The organism is Mesorhizobium sp. BHbdii (genome assembly GCF_053848045.1).
This window is the reverse complement of record NZ_JBSPKX010000039.1, coordinates 1-904: the sequence shown is the minus strand read 5'-3', so window position 1 is coordinate 904 and position 904 is coordinate 1. Positions and strand designations below refer to the sequence as shown.

Annotated in this window: 2 protein-coding genes; both read right to left on the bottom strand. The window is 60.0% G+C overall.

Annotated elements, in window-relative coordinates; translation table 11 throughout:
• Positions 1-198: hypothetical protein (locus ACWTU8_RS31650; RefSeq protein WP_455851229.1), on the bottom strand; the 198-nt coding region annotated here is incomplete at its 3' end.
• Between the two features lie 66 nt (positions 199-264).
• A complete protein-coding gene (locus tag ACWTU8_RS31645) occupies positions 265-642 on the bottom strand; it encodes an ester cyclase (RefSeq protein WP_455851228.1) in 378 nt (125 codons plus the stop codon).
• Positions 643-904: the final 262 nt, after the last annotated feature.

The following is a 904-nucleotide window of genomic DNA, read 5'->3' as shown; positions in this document are numbered from 1 at the left end:
GAGTCGCTTGCGGCCAGCGGCCAGATCGGCCGGCATCCGGCTTTTCGGAATATCGTTCGCGATGTGGGTAAGGGAAGACAATGCAATGCTCCAGGCGGGTATGCCGGAGGAATGCCATTCCTGAAATGATCTTTCCAACGAATTGTTTTGGTTGGAATGATCGATTTTTACGAACGATCGGCAATCACTGACCGGCATTGGCGCTGCCCCTCATCCGCCTGCCGGCACCTTCTCCCCGTAGAACGGGGAGAAGGGAACTGGGCGTCAGAGGTGCGCTTCGATGGCCGCCTTGTCGATGACCGACCAGACGTTCCTGATCCGGTCGTTCAGGAATTCATAGAAGACGTTCTCGCTGAACGAGACTTTGCGGCCGTTGATGGGCAGGCCGAAGAAGGTTCCCTTCGGCGTGCAGTTGAACTGCAGGCGGCTGGCGATGAAGGGCGGATCGGACACCAGCAGCTGGACATCGAAATAGAGGTCCGGGATTTCGCGAAAATCCCGCTCCAGCATGGCGCGGTAACCTGACAGCCCGACCCGGTCGCCATTGTAGTGGACCTCGTCATGGACGAAGCGGTGCAGCGGTGCCCAATCCTGGTTGTTGAGGCAGTCGATATAGCCTCGGTAGAGATCGGTTTCTGTCACGGCGACGGCTCCGGGGTTTCGGAGAAGATCATGGTTGATCGCGAAGATAGAACGACCGCGGCGGCAGTCCAGATGGATTAACCGCGATAGCGCAGCGTCGAGCAGCAGCGAGAAAGCAGGCGAGGGAGCTGCCTGACAGCGTCACCGAGCCCGATGTCGCCTTTGGCGATTGGCTGAAGCGCTCCTCGCTTCGTCATCCGCGGGTCTCCGCAACGCCGCTACGCCGCTACGCCCGAGGATGACGAAGTTGGGGGCCTGGGCC